This window comes from Streptomyces sp. NPDC002577, from assembly GCF_053594815.1.
This window is the reverse complement of the sequence record NZ_JBSFWK010000025.1, coordinates 15,435-29,220: the sequence shown is the minus strand read 5'-3', so window position 1 is coordinate 29,220 and position 13,786 is coordinate 15,435. Positions and strand designations below refer to the sequence as shown.

Genomic DNA, 13,786 nt, shown 5'->3' with positions numbered 1-13,786 from the left:
CCCTGATGAGGTGTGGGGGGTGGGGGATGCGAACGCGGGTCGCCGGATGCGATGTGGGGGGTAGCCGGTTCCCGTCGGTAACAGACTGATGGTCTTGGCAGGTCCGCATCAATGAGGGGAATCCCTAAACACGCGATTTCCGCGTATTCAGCGGGGAGCCGAGGCCGGTGAGCGCTCGTGCGCAGGGGCGAGCGGCCGAGCCGGGCCGCCGCACCCGTACTCTGGGAAGTCGGTCGATCCCCGAAGCAGGAGCGAAATGGCGGTCAATCTCGTCAATGTCGAAGCAGTCAGCAAGGTGTACGGCACCCGTGCCCTGCTCGACGGCGTGTCCCTCGGCGTCTCCGAGGGGGATCGGATCGGTGTCGTCGGACGCAACGGCGACGGCAAGACCACGCTGATCCGGATGCTCGCCAAGCTGGAGGAGGCCGACACCGGGCGCGTCACACACAGCGGCGGGCTGCGCATCGGCGTGCTCACGCAGCACGACTCGCTCGACCCCGAGGCGACCGTGCGGCACGAGGTCATCGGTGATCTGGCCGACCACCAGTGGGCGGGCAACGCCAAGATCCGCGACGTCCTGACGGGCCTCTTCGGCGGCCTCGACCTGCCCGGGTTCGAACGGGGCCTGGACACGGTCATCGGCCCGCTGTCCGGCGGCGAGCGGCGGCGCATCGCGCTCGCCAAACTGCTCATCGCCGAGCAGGACCTGATCGTCCTCGACGAGCCGACGAACCACCTGGACGTCGAGGGCATCGCCTGGCTCGCCGGGCACCTGCAGGCGCGCCGCTCGGCGCTCGTCTGCGTCACGCACGACCGCTGGTTCCTCGACCAGGTCTGCACCCGTATGTGGGACGTGCAGCGCGGCACGGTCTTCGAGTACGAGGGCGGCTACTCCGACTATGTCTTCGCGCGGGCCGAGCGCGAGCGCATCGCGGCGACCGAGGAGGTCAAGCGGCAGAACCTGGTCCGCAAGGAGCTGGCCTGGCTGCGGCGCGGCGCCCCCGCCCGTACGTCCAAGCCGCGCTTCCGTGTCGAGGCCGCCAACGAACTGATCGCGGACGTGCCGCCGCCGCGCGACAGCAGCGAGCTGATGAAGTTCGCGTCGTCACGGCTCGGCAAGACCGTCTTCGACCTCGAGAACGTGACCGTGCAGGCCGGGCCGAAGATGCTGCTCAAGCATCTGACCTGGCAGCTCGGCCCGGGCGACCGCATCGGCCTGGTGGGTGTGAACGGCGCGGGCAAGACGTCGCTGCTGCGGGCCATGGCGGACGCGGCCCGCTCGGAGGGCGAGCAGCAGCCGGCCGCCGGCCGGGTCGTCGTCGGCAAGACCGTGAAGCTCGCCTACCTCTCGCAGGAGGTCGCCGAGCTCGACCCGGACTGGCGGGTGCTCGAGGCCGTGCAGCAGGTGCGCGACCGGGTCGATCTCGGCAAGGGCCGGGAGCTGACCGCGGGCCAGCTCTGCGAGACGTTCGGCTTCGGCAAGGAGAAGCAGTGGACGCCGGTCGGCGACCTCTCCGGCGGTGAGCGACGCCGGCTGCAGCTGCTTCGCCTGCTGATGGACGAGCCGAACGTCCTCTTCCTCGACGAGCCCACCAACGACCTCGACATCGAGACGCTCACCCAGCTCGAGGACCTCCTCGACGGCTGGCCCGGCTCGATGATCGTGATCTCCCACGACCGGTTCTTCGTCGAGCGGACGACGGACCGGGTGTTCGCGCTGCTGGGCGACGCCACGCTGCGGATGCTGCCGCGCGGCATCGACGAGTACCTGGAGCGGCGCCACCGCATGGCCGAGGCCGCCGCAGCGGCCCCGGCCCCTGCCGCCGCAACTCCCACGGAGAAGACCGTCTCCGCGGCGGACGCCCGCGCGGCGAAGAAGGAACTCCAGAAGATCGAGCGGCAGCTGGACCGGATCTCGGAGAAGGAGTCCAAGCTGCACGCCGCCATCGCCGACAACGCGACGGACTTCGAGAAGGTCGCCGGCCTTGACGCCGAACTGCGCGAACTGGCGGGCGAGCGCGAGGAGTTGGAGATGCGCTGGCTGGAGCTGGCGGAGAACGCCTGACGAAGTGCGCCGCGTACGCCTGCACATGGCCGCGACGGCCCCGCTCCCCGGGAGCTGGGCCGTTCCCGTGTCGCTTTCGGTATCGCCGGGTCTCGCCTGTTCTCGCCTTGTCAGCCGCGGATGCGGGTTTTCCGTATTCCGGGCCCCACACTCCCCCATGCGAGGAATCTCGGTATTCCGGGTCACTTATCACCGGTAGGGGAAGCGCAACGTAGAACAAGCGTGTAGCTTCCGATGGACGGAGACCGGGGGGCCTCCGGATCCGTGGGGGGATCAGTGGGGGGAACTGGGGGGTTCTCGATGGGCGTGCGTCTCATGGTGGTCGACGACCACCGATTGCTCGCCGAGGCGCTCGCCTCGGCGCTGAAGCTGCGCGGGCACCGGGTGCTCGCCGCCGCCGCACCCGCGGCCGGGGCGGCGGAGCTGGTCATCAGCAGGGCGCCGGAGGTGTGCCTGCTGGGTACGGCGACGCCCGCGGAGCCGGGGATCTTCGACCCGGTGGTGAAGATCAAGCGGGAGCGGCCGCAGGTGGCGGTCCTGGTCCTCGGGCCTGTGCCGTCGCCGCGCGGGATCGCCGCGGCGTTCGCGGCCGGCGCCTCCGGTTACGTACGGCATGACGAGCGGATCGAGGGCGTCGAGCGGGCGATCATGAAGGCACGGGCGGGGGAGGCGGCGGTGGCGCCGCAGCTGCTGCAGGGGGCCTTCAGCGAGCTGCTCAATCCGGCGACGCAGCCGGACGACGAGGGGCAGCGGCTCCTCGAGATGCTCACGCCGCGCGAGATCGAGGTGCTGGTGCGCGTCGCGGACGGTGAGGACACCCGGCTGATCGCCGCCGGGATGGGGATAGCGCCGAGCACCGCGCGGACGCATGTGCAGCGGGTGCTGATGAAGTTGGGCGTCGGATCGCGGCTTGAGGCGGCGGCGCTCGCGGCGCGCACGGGGCTGCTGGACCGGGCGGGCCCGTCGCCCGTCGTCCTGCCGGACCTGCCCGGCCCCCCGGGTGCCGGGGATACGCCGACGGGGCCGGAGTCACCGTCAGCGCAGTGAACTCCGGCCCCGCGGGGGAACTTCCGGGGACTACTCCTCGTCGGGCGTCGGCGGCGCCGTCGGGCGCAGCTTCACCCAGACCAGGAAGAACAGGCCCAGGACGAGCATGCCGATGCCGGTCCACAGGTTGATGTGGACACCCTGCGCCTTGGCCAGGTCGGCGTCGGACGGGTTGATCCCGGCGATCGTGACGATGACGCCGTAGAGCACGAACAGGTAGCCGATGATCCGGCGGAGGTCGAAGAGGCGGGCGGCGGTCGCCGACTTGCTCTCCAGGTCGGAGACTTCGCGCTGCAGGTCAGACATGATTCAGTGCCTCCGATCAGGTCAGAAGGAGTAGGGGATGTAGCAGGCGGCGGCGATCACGATCGCGCCCCAGCCCAGCACGGCCGGCTTGCGGTACCAGCCCTCGTCGCCCTTCTGGGGCAGCTCGTCCATGCCGGGCGACCGGGTTCCGTAGACCAGACCGGCCAGTTCGGCCTTCGGCTTCGGCTTGGTGAAGAGCGAGACGACGACCATGACGACCGCACCGGCGACGAAACCGGCGATCGCGGAGACGAAGTTGGCGCCCTGGTCGGTCGGGATGTCGATGATGCCCTGCTTGTAGATCACGAAGTAGTTGATCATCGCGGCGACGGTGCCCGCGATCAGGCCCCAGAAGCCGGACTTCATGGACGCGCGCTTCCAGAACATGCCGATGATGAAGACCACGAACATCGGGACGTTGAAGAACGAGAACAGGGTCTGCAGGTACCCCATGATGTTGGAGAAGCTGGACGCCAGGAACGCCGTGCCGATGGAGGCCAGCACACCGACCGCGGTGATGAGGCGGCCGAACTTCACGTAGTACTTGTCCTCGCGGTCCTTGGCCACGTACTTCGCCCAGATGTCCGTGGTGAACACGGTGTTGAACGACGAGACGTTGGCCGCCATGCCCGCCATGAAGGCGGCGAGCAGACCGGTCACGGCGATGCCGAGCACGCCGTTGGGCAGCAGCTCCTGCATCAGGTAGGGGATCGCGTCGTTGTACGTCAGGTCCGAGCCGGCGGTGCCGATCTTCGGGACGAGGACGGCGGCGACGAGGCCCGGGATCATCACCAGGAAGACGATGAAGATCTTCGGGAAGGCGGCGATCAGCGGGGTGCGCTGGGCGGCGGACAGGTTCTTCGCGGACAGGGCGCGCTGCACCTCGGCGAAGTTGGTGGTCCAGTAGCCGAAGGAGAGCACGAAGCCGAGGCCGAGGACGATCGTCAGCCAGTTGGCGCCCAGTGCGTTGGCCTCACCTATGCCCGTACCGCCCCAGGCGGAGAGGAAGTTGTCGCCGTGGCTCTCCCGCAGCGAGCTGGTCAGGCCGTCCCAGCCGCCGACCTTCTTCAGGCCGAGGATGGTGATCGGGATGAGCGCGGCGAGGATCACGAAGAACTGCAGCACCTCGTTGTAGATCGCCGAGGAGAGGCCGCCGATCGTGATGTACACGAGGACCAGGAAGCCCGCGACGACGATCGCCACCCACTGCGGCCAGCCGAGGAGCGCCTCGACGACGATCGCGAGGGCGTACAGGTTGACGCCCGCGATCAGGATGGCGGCGAACGCGAAGAGGATCGAGCTCAGCAGGTGCGCGGACTTGTCGAAGCGCTGGAGCAGGAACTCGGGGACGGACCGGACCTTGGAGCCGTAGTAGAACGGCATCATCACCAGGGCCAGGAAGACCATCGCCGGGATGGCGCCGATCCAGTACCAGTGCACTACGGCGACGCCGTACTGGGCGCCGGTGGCGGCCATGCCCAGCAGCTCCGTGGCGCCGAGGTTGGCGGCGACGAAGGCGAGGCCGGTGATCCAGGCGGGCATCGAGCGGCCCGAGAGGAAGAAGTCGAGGCTGGTCTTCACGGAGCGCCGGGCGGCGAAGCCGATGCCCAGAACGACGATGAAGTAGATCGCCAGGATCGTGTAATCCAGCCCGTTCGTCGGGAGCCGGAGCCCGTCGGCGAGGTAATGCATGGGGAACTCGCTTCGTTGCGCGAACTTAACTCGCCGAAACCTACGCCGAATCTTTCAAGATCTGAACAGTTCAGCTGATGTTCTCTGTTTGATTGTGAGCGACCTCACGACTTTGTCCGGATTTTCCGTGTCAGATGCATTCACTTTGTAACGCACATCTCACCTGGGGTGAATCGCGCCCGCGCGGGTCTTCCGTCCGCCCTGCACGCCCATTGACGCTGCTGTTGCATTGTGGTTTGTTATGTGTAGTTCTGTTTGATGGGTGTGCTGAGGAGCCCGCAAGTGAAGAAGACCTCGACCCGGCTCGCCGACGGTCGCGAGCTCATCTACTACGACTCGCGTGACGACGTCGTACGGGATGCCACGGACCGGCGGCCGCTCGATGCGACCGCCACGACGTCGGAGATCCGCCGCGACCCGCTGCTCGGCGACTCCATCGCGATCGCCTCGCACCGCCAGGGCCGCACCTACCACCCGCCGGCGAACGAGTGCCCGCTGTGCCCCTCCGAGGGCGAGCGGCTGAGCGAGATCCCCGACTCGTCCTACGACGTCGTGGTCTTCGAGAACCGCTTCCCCTCGCTCGCCGGCGACTCCGGCCGCTGCGAGGTCGTGTGCTTCACCTCGGACCACGACAAGTCGTTCGCGGACCTCACCGAGGAGCAGGCGGCGCTCGTCCTGGACGCCTGGACGGACCGCACCGCCGAGCTGTCGAACCTGCCGTCGGTCGAGCAGGTCTTCTGCTTCGAGAACCGCGGCGCCGAGATCGGCGTCACCCTCGGCCATCCGCACGGCCAGATCTACGGCTACCCCTTCACCACCCCGCGTACGGCCCTGATGCTGCGCTCGGCCGCCGCGCACAAGGAGGCCACCGGCGGCGGCAACCTCTTCGACCAGGTCGTCGAGCAGGAGCAGGCCGACGGCTCCCGGATCGTCCTGGACGCCGAGCACTGGGTTGCCTTTGTGCCCTACGCCGCCCACTGGCCGTACGAGGTGCACCTCTACCCCAAGCGGCGCGTGCCCGACCTGCTCGCGCTCGACGAGGACGCACGCACAGAGTTCCCCAAGGTCTATCTGGAACTGTTGAGGCGCTTCGACCGGATCTTCGGTGAGAGTGAGCCGCCGACGCCCTACATCGCCGCCTGGCACCAGGCGCCGTTCAGCGCGCTGGAGGAGTTCGAGGGAGTCAGCCGTGACGACTTCGCGCTCCACCTCGAGCTTTTCACCATCCGCCGCACTTCCGGCAAGCTGAAGTTTCTCGCGGGTTCCGAGTCCGGCATGAACGTGTTCATCAACGACGTGCCGCCGGAGACCGCGGCCCAGCGACTGCGAGAGGTAGCGAGTTCATGAGTGGGAAGTACCTGGTCACCGGCGGAGCGGGCTACGTCGGCAGCGTCGTCGCCCAGCACCTGATCGAGGCGGGCCACGAGGTCGTCGTCCTCGACAACCTCTCCACCGGCTTCCGCGAGGGCGTTCCCGCAGGCGCCGCGTTCATCGAGGGCGACATCCGCGACGCCGCCAAGTGGCTGGACTCCTCCTACGACGCAGTGCTGCACTTCGCCGCGTTCTCGCAGGTCGGCGAGTCGGTCGTCAAGCCCGAGAAGTACTGGGACAACAACGTCGGCGGCACGATGGCGCTGCTCGGCGCGATGCGCGAGGCCGGGGTCCGCAAGCTGGTCTTCTCCTCCACCGCGGCCACGTACGGCGAGCCCGTCAACACGCCCATCACCGAGTCCGACCCGACGGCGCCCACCTCGCCGTACGGCGCGTCGAAGCTCGCCGTCGACCACATGATCACCAGCGAGGCGGTCGCGCACGGTCTCGGTGCGGTGTCGCTGCGCTACTTCAACGTCGCCGGTGCCTACGGCGCCTACGGCGAGCGGCACGATCCCGAGTCGCACCTCATCCCCCTGGTCCTCCAGGTCGCGGCGGGCAGGCGCGAGGCGATCTCCGTCTTCGGCGACGACTACCCGACGCCCGACGGCACCTGCATCCGCGACTACATCCACGTCGCCGACCTGGCCGAGGCCCACCTCCTCGCCGTGGACGCCGCGACGTCCGGCGAACACCTGATCTGCAACCTCGGCAACGGCAACGGCTTCTCGGTCCGCGAGGTCGTCGAGACCGTCCGCCAGGTCACCGGCCACCCGATCCCGGAGGTCATGGCCCCGCGCCGCGGTGGCGACCCGGCGGTCCTGGTCGCCTCCGCACAGACGGCGCGCGAGCGCCTCGGCTGGAACCCGTCCCGCGCGGACCTCGCGGGAATCGTCGCCGACGCCTGGGCGTTCGCGCAGGCACGTCAGGAGGAGAGCGGATCGTGAGCGAGAGTGTCGCGGCCGGGGTCGCCGCAGGGTTCGAGGAGCTGTACGGGGCCGCGCCGCAGGGTGTGTGGGCGGCGCCGGGCCGGGTCAACCTGATCGGCGAGTACACGGACTTCAACGAGGGGTTCGTGATGCCGCTGGCGCTCCCGCACACCGCGGTCGCCGCGGTCTCCCGCCGGGACGACGGCGTGCTGCGGCTGCACTCCGCCGACATCGACGGCCCCATCGTCGAGCTGCGCGTCGACGAGCTGCAGCCCGGCACGGACACCGGCTGGGCGGCGTACCCGGCGGGCGTCGTGTGGGTGCTGCGCGGGGCGGGCCACGCGGTCACCGGCGCGGACATCCACCTCGCCTCGACCGTCCCGACCGGCGCCGGCCTGTCGTCCTCGGCGGCCCTGGAGGTCGTCACGGCCCTCGCCCTGAACGACCTGTTCGAACTCGGCCTCACCCGCCCCGAGCTGGCGAAGCTCGCGCAGCGCGCCGAGAACGACTTCGTCGGCGTCCCCTGCGGCGTGATGGACCAGACGGCGTCGGCCTGCAGCACCGAGGGCCACGCCCTGCACCTCGACTGCCGCGACCTGTCGATCCGCCAGGTCCCCTTCGACCTGGCCGCCCAGGGCCTGCAGCTGCTCGTCGTCGACAGCCGCGTGAAGCACGCCCTCGGTGACGGCGCGTACGCCGAGCGGCGCGAGGGCTGCGAGACCGGCGCCCGGGCGCTCGGCGTCTCTCACCTGCGCGACATCGCGTACGAGGAGCTGCCCGAGGCCCTGGCCAAGCTGGACGACGAGCGGGTCCGCCGCTACGTACGCCATGTCGTCTCCGACGACCACCGCGTGGACCAGGTCATCGCCCTGCTCGACGCCGGTGACGTGCGCGCGATCGGCCCGGTCCTCACCGAGGGCCACGCCTCGCTCCGCGACGACCTGCGGATCTCCTGCCCCGAGCTGGACCTCGCCGTCGACACGGCGAACGCGGCCGGCGCGCTCGGCGCCCGGATGACGGGCGGCGGCTTCGGCGGCTCCGCGATCGTCCTCGTCGAGACGGCGGACGCGGAGACGGTGACCAAGTCGGTCGTCGAGGCGTTCGCGGCGGCCGGTTACACGGCGCCGCGGGTGTTCCCGGCGGTGCCGTCGGCGGGGGCGCGGCGCATCCGCTGACCGCGGCCCTCGCAGCGAACCGGATATGCGTGATCCCCGGCGGACAGCCGGGGATCACGCATATCTGTCTACTCCCGTCCCCGTGCGAAACATACGGCTCACCAAAAACGTGCTGGCCACCCAGTTTTGCGAATTTCCTTCCGCTCCGCCCGCCCGCCCGTACCCTGATTGGCAGCGCCGGTGGGGGCCGGTGCTGATCAGGGGGCGAGACAGTCGGGTACGACGCCCGGAGTGGGGTAGCAGTGTGAGCACGGCGGCGGCCGTGCTGCTGCGGTGATCCTTTCTCCGGGCGCCGTACCTGCGCCGGCCGCCCCCCGACGATCGTTCTCCCCTGCTCCTGAAGGAGCTTGGGGAAGGGGGTTTTCACGTGGTTCGCATCCGAGTCCTGGTCGTCGACGACCACCGCATCTTCGCCGAGTCGCTCGCCGCGGCTCTGGCCGCCGAGCCGGACGTCGACGTCTCCGCGGCCGGCAGCGGCCCGGCCGCGCTGCGCTGCCTGGAGCGGGCCGCCGCCGAGGGCCGCAGATACGACGTACTGCTCGTCGACGCCGATCTGGGCGGCATGGTGCCGGGCGGTCGCCCCGCCGTGTCCGTCCAGGAGAACAACGCGGACGGCCTGGTCGACGGCATCTCGCTGGTCGCGGGCGTCCGTTCGGCCCAGCCCGCGGTGCGCACGGTCGTGCTCGCCGAGAAGGACGACCCGCGCCGTGCGGCGCTCGCCCTCGGAGCCGGCGCCTCCGGCTGGGTCGCCAAGGACTGCTCGCTGTCCCGGCTGCTCACCGTCATCCGCGGCGTACTGCGCGACGAGACGCACCTGCCGCCCGCCCTGCTCACAGGCGTACTGCGGGAGTTGACGGCGGCTCGTAAACACCGCACGGAGAGCGAACGCCTCGTGGAGTCCCTCACCCCGCGCGAGCGCGAGGTGCTGCGCTGCATGGTCGCGGGCCTGGGCCGCAAGGCCGTCGCCGAGCGGCTCTTCCTCTCCCCGCACACGGTGCGTACGCACATGCAGAACGTGCTGGGGAAGCTGGGCGTGCACTCCACGCTCGCCGCGGTGGCGCTGGCGCGCCGGGCGGGCGTCGGCCCCGTGGATCTGGCCTCAGCCGGGGATGTTGTCGAACGGGGCGGTCAACTGGCGTAGCAGCGCGGCCAGTTCGGTGCGCTGGGCGCGCGAGAGCTCGCTGAGGATCGCCCGCTCCTGGTCGAGCAGCCCGGCGAGCGCCTGGTCGGCGCGGTCGCGGCCCTCGTTCGTGAGCCGCACCAGCACACCACGCCGGTCGCTGGGGTCCGGCAGCCGCTCGACGAGGCCCTTCTTCGTGAGCCGGTCGATGCGGTTCGTCATCGTCCCGGAGGTCACGAGGGTCTGCGTGAGCAGCTGGCCGGGCGAGAGCTGATACGGGGCTCCGGCGCGCCTGAGCGCCGTCAGTACGTCGAACTCCCACGGCTCGAGACTGTGCTCGGAGAACGCGAGGCGGCGGGCGCGGTCCAGATGCCGGGACAGCCTGCTCACCCGGCTGAGCACTTCCAGTGGTTCCACGTCGAGGTCAGGGCGCTCCCGGCGCCACGCTGCGACCAGCCGATCGACCTCGTCCTCCATGAGATCAAGTGTAGTGGGTCTGTCGATGTGAAGTCTCTTGACGTCAAGATATCTAGGGGTCGAGGATGGATGTGCGGCGCCCGAACCCCCGGGCCGCTGGACTCTCGCCGGACCCTGCCGACCCCACCCAGGACGGCGCCAAGGAGGCCTCGCCATGCCCGCCACCGCCCCCGTCTGGGACCCGCGCCAGTACCTCCGCCACGAGGGTCACCGCGCGCGGCCGTTCGTCGACCTGCTGGCCCGCGTCCCCGGCCTCCCGGCTGACGGCGCGGGGAGTCGGCCCCGTATCGCCGACCTGGGCTGCGGCCCCGGCAATGTGACGCGGCTCCTCGCGGACCGCTGGCCCGCCGCCCGCATCACCGGCTTCGACAACTCGCCGGAGATGCTGGCCCGCGCCGAGCCGCTTGCGGGCCCCACTGCGGGCGGAGGCCGCCTCGACTTCGCACTGGCGGATGCGACGACGTGGGCACCCTCACCGGACGAGCCGTACGACCTGATCCTCTCGAACGCCACGCTCCAGTGGGTGCCGGCCCACGCGGAGTCCTTCGCGTCATGGATCGCCGCACTCGTCCCCGGCGGCACGTTCGCCTTCCAGGTGCCGAGCAATTTCGACGCCCCCAGCCACGTACTGATGCGGGAACTGGCGGAGGCGGAGAAGTGGAAGGACCGCCTGGTCGGAGTCCTGCGCCACGGGGACGCGGTGCTGACGGCGGCCGACTACCTGGAGCGGCTGGTTGCTCTGGGTTGCGAGGCGGACGTCTGGGAGACGACGTACCTCCATCTCCTCGAGGGCGAGGACCCGGTCCTGGACTGGGTCAAGGGCACGGGCCTGCGCCCGGTGCTGACAGCACTCGCCGACGACCCATCGGCCACGGAGTCCTTCGTCACCGAGTACCGCGAGTTGCTCCGCGCGGCGTATCCGGCGACTCCGCACGGCACGGTCTTCCCCTTCCGCCGCCTCTTCGCGGTGGCCCGCAAGGCGGACGCCTGATGCTGGTGGCAGTCGATCACGTACAACTCGCGGCGCCACCGGGTTCGGAGGACGAGCTGCGGGCGTACTACGTGGACGTACTCGGCATGACGGAGATCCCCAAACCACCGGCGCTGGCGGCTCGGGGCGGCTGCTGGTTCCAGGCGGGGCAGGTGCAGCTCCACCTGGGCGTGGAGACGGACTTCCGCCCCGCGAAGAAGGCCCACCCAGGGCTGCGCGTACACGACATCGAGTCGTACGCGACCCGCCTCGCAGCGCGCGGGGCGGACGTGACCTGGGACGACGACCTCCCGGGCCACCGGCGCTTCTACTCCGAGGACCCGGTGGGCAACCGGCTGGAGTTCCTGGAGCCGGTCACGGCTGTTTGAGGGCGTCCACCGTGATGTCGGTGTCGATGTCGTACGGGACTCCGACCTTGAGGGTCCCGTCCAGCCGGTCGCAGCCCGGCCTCTGCCTCCGCTGCCTCGCGGATCCGCTGGACCTCGGCGATCGCGTCGCCCGGCTCCTGCTCGCGGCCGTCCACGATGCGCTCCAGCTCGCGCAGCCGGGCGGCCCGCTCCGGGTGACGCTCGATCGCGACGAACACGGCCCACGAATGCACGAATGCCCTGAGAGGGGCAAGGCTCTGCGTCTGCTGCGCGCTGGTCGTGGCCTCGACGCTACTTGCCCGCCGCAGTGCGGCCGCTCCGTCTTGTGGCAGGCGTGGAAGGCGGCCGCCGCAACAACGAGGACGAACACCGCGTCCCGTGGGGGGCGGACGCGATCACCCCCAGCGGGCCCGCCGAGGGCTTCGCCATCGGTGAGGCGATCACCAAGGCCTGAAAGAGACCCGCAGGGGCTAGCTCTTCCGGTGCCCTATCAACCGCGGCCTCTGCTCCAGCCCGTCCAACCCGTGCCACGCCAGGTTCACCAGATGCGCCGCCACCTCCGCCTTCTTGGGCTTGCGGACGTCCAGCCACCACTGGCCGGTCAGGGCGACCATGCCGACCAGGGCCTGGGCGTACAGCGGGGCGAGTTTCGGGTCGAAGCCGCGGCTTTTGAACTCGCGGCCCAGGATGTCCTCGACCTGCGTCGCGATGTCGGAGATCAGGGACGCGAAGGAGCCCGTCGACTGGGGGATGGGCGAGTCACGGACCAGGATGCGGAAGCCGTCCGTGTACTCCTCGATGTAGTCGAGGAGGGCGAAGGCGGCCTGCTCGCACAGCTCGCGGGGATGGCCGGCGGTCAGGGAGCCGGTGACCATGTCCAGGAGGCGGCGCATCTCGCGGTCCACCACGACCGCGTACAGCCCCTCCTTGCCGCCGAAGTGCTCGTACACGACCGGTTTCGAGACCCCGGCGCGGGCCGCGATCTCCTCCACCGACGTGCCCTCGAAACCCTTGTCGGCGAACAGCGTGCGACCGATCTCCAGCAGCTGCTGACGGCGCTCGGCACCGGTCATGCGGGTACGGCGCGGGCGCCGCGGCTTCTCGTTGCTCGGGGTGCTGCTGGAGTCGGTCGCCACGCTGTCAATCATGCCCGGTCGGCGGCCTCGGCCTTGCGGCGGGAGTCGATACGGGACTTCGACGGCCACCGCACGTCATACGCCCAACCCAGCTGTTCGCACCAGCGGATGATCCGGGCCGACGAATCGATCTGGCCGCGCTCGACCCCGTGCCGGGCGGAGGTCGGGTCGGCGTGGTGGAGGTTGTGCCAGGACTCGCCGCACGAGAGGGCGGCCAGCCACCAGACGTTGCCCGAACGGTCACGCGACTTGAAGGGCCGCTTGCCCACCGCATGGCAGATCGAGTTGATCGACCACGTCACGTGGTGCAGCAAAGCCACCCGTACGAGCGAGCCCCAGAAGAACGCCGTGAAAGCACCCCACCAGGACATCGTCACCAGACCGCCGATCAAGGCGGGCAGCGCCAGCGAGACCATGGTCCAGTAGATGAACTGGCGCGAGATCGTCCGGATCGCCTTGTCCTTGATCAGGTCCGGTGCGTACTTGTCCTGCGGCGTCTGCTCCTCGTCGAACATCCAGCCGAGATGGGCCCACCACAGGCCCTTCATCAGGGCCGGGACCGTCTCGCCGTAACGCCACGGCGAATGCGGGTCGCCCTCCGCGTCGGAGAACTTGTGGTGCTTGCGGTGATCGGCCACCCACCGCACCAGCGGACCCTCCACGGCCAGCGAACCCGCGATCGCCAGCGCGATGCGCAGCGGACGCTTCGCCTTGAACGAGCCATGCGTGAAGTAGCGGTGGAAGCCGATCGTGATGCCGTGGCACCCGAGGTAGTAGAAGAACACCAGGAGGCCGAGGTCGAGCCAGCTCACACCCCAGCCCCAGGCCAGCGGCACCGCCGCCAGCAGGGCCAGGAAGGGCACCGTGATGAACAGCAGCAGCGTGATCTGCTCGATCGACCGCTTCTGCTCACCGCCCAGAGTGGCGGATGGAACTGGGGTCCCGGTCTTGTCAGACGACGCCTGCGGGGCGTCTTGGATCACATCGGAGCTCGTGGTCATGGGGCGTCCCCTGTGGGGTCGAGGTGGTGGCAGGTGGTCTGGCGGGTGTCCTGGACAACAGTTTCCTACGCTTCCGTAACCTACGGCATCGTAAGTGTGGCGTCCCGC

14 protein-coding genes are annotated in these 13,786 nt (G+C 69.8%); 9 read left to right on the top strand and 5 right to left on the bottom strand.

Going from position 1 to position 13,786, the window contains the following annotated elements; translation table 11 throughout:
- Positions 1-256 precede the first annotated feature (256 nt).
- Together ACWD4J_RS26875 and ACWD4J_RS26870 are read left to right on the top strand one after the other, a co-directional pair.
- Positions 257-2,065, top strand: coding sequence for an ABC-F family ATP-binding cassette domain-containing protein (locus tag ACWD4J_RS26875; RefSeq protein ID WP_451397993.1), 1,809 nt, complete (start codon positions 257-259; stop codon positions 2,063-2,065).
- A gap of 300 nt (positions 2,066-2,365) precedes the next feature.
- Positions 2,366-3,112: a helix-turn-helix transcriptional regulator gene (locus ACWD4J_RS26870; RefSeq protein WP_451397992.1), complete on the top strand. Its 747-nt coding sequence runs from the start codon at positions 2,366-2,368 to the stop codon at positions 3,110-3,112.
- 30 nt (positions 3,113-3,142) lie between these two features.
- Here the strand turns inward: ACWD4J_RS26870 and ACWD4J_RS26865 are convergent, their stop codons facing one another.
- Both ACWD4J_RS26865 and ACWD4J_RS26860 read right to left on the bottom strand, forming a co-directional pair.
- Positions 3,143-3,418 carry a hypothetical protein gene (locus ACWD4J_RS26865; protein WP_451397991.1) on the bottom strand — a complete coding sequence of 92 codons (276 nt, stop codon included), beginning with the start codon at positions 3,416-3,418 and terminating at the stop codon, positions 3,143-3,145.
- Positions 3,419-3,439: 21 nt separating this feature from the next.
- Positions 3,440-5,110, bottom strand: a complete 1,671-nt coding sequence (locus ACWD4J_RS26860; protein ID WP_451397990.1) for a sodium:solute symporter family protein — start codon at positions 5,108-5,110, stop codon at positions 3,440-3,442.
- A gap of 282 nt (positions 5,111-5,392) precedes the next feature.
- Between ACWD4J_RS26860 and galT the strand changes: the two genes are divergently transcribed.
- From galT to ACWD4J_RS26840, 4 genes are all read left to right on the top strand, one after another.
- Positions 5,393-6,457, top strand: coding sequence for a galactose-1-phosphate uridylyltransferase (gene galT / locus ACWD4J_RS26855; protein ID WP_451397989.1), 1,065 nt, complete (start codon positions 5,393-5,395; stop codon positions 6,455-6,457).
- Positions 6,454-7,428 carry a UDP-glucose 4-epimerase GalE gene (galE, locus tag ACWD4J_RS26850; RefSeq protein WP_451397988.1) on the top strand — a complete coding sequence of 325 codons (975 nt, stop codon included), beginning with the start codon at positions 6,454-6,456 and terminating at the stop codon, positions 7,426-7,428. The genes galT and galE overlap by 4 nt, the downstream gene beginning before the upstream one ends.
- Positions 7,425-8,585 (top strand): galactokinase, encoded by a 1,161-nt coding sequence (gene galK, locus ACWD4J_RS26845; protein WP_451397987.1) that lies wholly within the window; start codon positions 7,425-7,427, stop codon positions 8,583-8,585. Before galE ends, galK begins: the two co-directional genes overlap by 4 nt.
- Positions 8,586-8,952: 367 nt before the next feature.
- Positions 8,953-9,726, top strand: coding sequence for a LuxR C-terminal-related transcriptional regulator (locus ACWD4J_RS26840; RefSeq protein ID WP_451397986.1), 774 nt, complete (start codon positions 8,953-8,955; stop codon positions 9,724-9,726).
- Here the strand turns inward: ACWD4J_RS26840 and tamR are convergent.
- Positions 9,685-10,182 carry a MarR family transcriptional regulator TamR gene (gene tamR, locus ACWD4J_RS26835; RefSeq protein WP_451397985.1) on the bottom strand — a complete coding sequence of 166 codons (498 nt, stop codon included), beginning with the start codon at positions 10,180-10,182 and terminating at the stop codon, positions 9,685-9,687. The genes ACWD4J_RS26840 and tamR overlap by 42 nt on opposite strands.
- A 154-nt stretch (positions 10,183-10,336) precedes the next feature.
- Here tamR and ACWD4J_RS26830 point away from each other — a divergent pair, with 154 nt between their 5' ends.
- The 3 genes from ACWD4J_RS26830 to ACWD4J_RS26820 all read left to right on the top strand — a co-directional run bounded on the left by ACWD4J_RS26830 (position 10,337) and on the right by ACWD4J_RS26820 (position 11,995).
- Positions 10,337-11,173, top strand: a complete 837-nt coding sequence (locus ACWD4J_RS26830; protein ID WP_451397984.1) for a trans-aconitate 2-methyltransferase — start codon at positions 10,337-10,339, stop codon at positions 11,171-11,173.
- Entirely contained in the window at positions 11,173-11,541 is a 369-nt protein-coding gene (locus tag ACWD4J_RS26825) for a VOC family protein (RefSeq protein ID WP_451397983.1), read from the top strand. Before ACWD4J_RS26830 ends, ACWD4J_RS26825 begins: the two co-directional genes overlap by 1 nt.
- A gap of 325 nt (positions 11,542-11,866) precedes the next feature.
- Entirely contained in the window at positions 11,867-11,995 is a 129-nt protein-coding gene (locus ACWD4J_RS26820; RefSeq protein WP_451397982.1) for a hypothetical protein, read from the top strand.
- A 16-nt stretch (positions 11,996-12,011) separates the two neighbouring features.
- On the opposite strand, the gene ACWD4J_RS26815 is transcribed toward ACWD4J_RS26820, so the two are convergent.
- Positions 12,012-12,689: a TetR family transcriptional regulator gene (locus ACWD4J_RS26815; protein ID WP_451397981.1), complete on the bottom strand. Its 678-nt coding sequence runs from the start codon at positions 12,687-12,689 to the stop codon at positions 12,012-12,014.
- Positions 12,686-13,678: an acyl-CoA desaturase gene (locus tag ACWD4J_RS26810; RefSeq protein ID WP_451397980.1), complete on the bottom strand. Its 993-nt coding sequence runs from the start codon at positions 13,676-13,678 to the stop codon at positions 12,686-12,688. The genes ACWD4J_RS26815 and ACWD4J_RS26810 overlap by 4 nt, the downstream gene beginning before the upstream one ends.
- Between the last annotated feature and the right edge of the window lie 108 nt (positions 13,679-13,786).

Bases quoted from the DNA above. Each gene is read 5' to 3' on its own strand.
- ACWD4J_RS26875 (WP_451397993.1), top strand. From the start codon at position 257: ATGGCGGTCAATCTCGTCAATGTCGAAGCAGTCAGCAAGGTGTACGGC.
- ACWD4J_RS26870 (WP_451397992.1), top strand. From the start codon at position 2,366: ATGGGCGTGCGTCTCATGGTGGTCGACGACCACCGATTGCTCGCCGAG.
- ACWD4J_RS26865 (WP_451397991.1), bottom strand. From the start codon at position 3,418: ATGTCTGACCTGCAGCGCGAAGTCTCCGACCTGGAGAGCAAGTCGGCG.
- ACWD4J_RS26860 (WP_451397990.1), bottom strand. From the start codon at position 5,110: ATGCATTACCTCGCCGACGGGCTCCGGCTCCCGACGAACGGGCTGGAT.
- galE (WP_451397988.1), top strand. From the start codon at position 6,454: ATGAGTGGGAAGTACCTGGTCACCGGCGGAGCGGGCTACGTCGGCAGC.
- tamR (WP_451397985.1), bottom strand. From the start codon at position 10,182: ATGGAGGACGAGGTCGATCGGCTGGTCGCAGCGTGGCGCCGGGAGCGC.
- ACWD4J_RS26830 (WP_451397984.1), top strand. From the start codon at position 10,337: ATGCCCGCCACCGCCCCCGTCTGGGACCCGCGCCAGTACCTCCGCCAC.
- ACWD4J_RS26825 (WP_451397983.1), top strand. From the start codon at position 11,173: ATGCTGGTGGCAGTCGATCACGTACAACTCGCGGCGCCACCGGGTTCG.
- ACWD4J_RS26815 (WP_451397981.1), bottom strand. From the start codon at position 12,689: ATGATTGACAGCGTGGCGACCGACTCCAGCAGCACCCCGAGCAACGAG.
- ACWD4J_RS26810 (WP_451397980.1), bottom strand. From the start codon at position 13,678: ATGACCACGAGCTCCGATGTGATCCAAGACGCCCCGCAGGCGTCGTCT.